The organism is Plantactinospora endophytica (assembly GCF_016862915.1).
Lineage (GTDB): Bacteria > Actinomycetota > Actinomycetes > Mycobacteriales > Micromonosporaceae > Plantactinospora > Plantactinospora endophytica.
The window spans coordinates 1-591 of the sequence record NZ_BONW01000090.1 but is presented as its reverse complement, the minus strand read 5'-3'; the positions used below and the strand labels follow the sequence as shown (position 1 = coordinate 591).

Sequence of the window (591 nt, the reverse complement as noted above, 5' to 3'; positions counted from 1 at the left end):
CGGCAGATGTGGACGTCCGAAGCAACATCGTGCGTTGCAGAGGATTCCCGTGCACGATGATCTCGTGACCCACGGCCGGTACGGCGCTACCTCGGATCCAGACGACGACCTCGTTCGCCGACGTCTTGAATGGTTCACGGCCTACGCGTCCCTGAAAAATGTGATCGCGCCGGTAGGGGATGCGCTCCACACCTGCCCCTGCTGCGGCCATGCCACTCTGTCAGAGCGGGGCGTTTACGAGATCTGTGGGGAGTGTGGGTGGGAGGACGACGGCCAGGACAACCACGACAGCGGAGTCATCAGAGGCGGGCCGAACGGTCGCCTGAACCTAGACGACGCCCGAGCCGATTACATCCAGCACGGCGGGACACCACGGCCGCACCTGCCGCCGTCCGAGCCTGTCTGACGCACAGATCACGGCATGGCCGCGTATCTTGCGTACCTGCTCGCGCCGGGCAATCGGTCACGGCGGCCGGGTGGGCGCGGCCCGGTGGCTGCTGGTGTTGTAGGCGTTCTTCGCGGCGACCACGGCGCCGCGATTGGCGGTACGGATGGTCACAGACCGACCAGCAAACCGCGCATTGTCCGCGG

The 591-nt window shown here is 66.2% G+C and carries 1 protein-coding gene; it reads left to right on the top strand.

Annotated features, from left to right (window positions below; genetic code table 11):
- Window positions 1-406, top strand: a 406-nt coding sequence (locus Pen02_RS41455) for a CPCC family cysteine-rich protein (RefSeq protein WP_203871690.1), incomplete at its 5' end; no start/stop codon positions are given.
- Window positions 407-591: the final 185 nt, after the last annotated feature.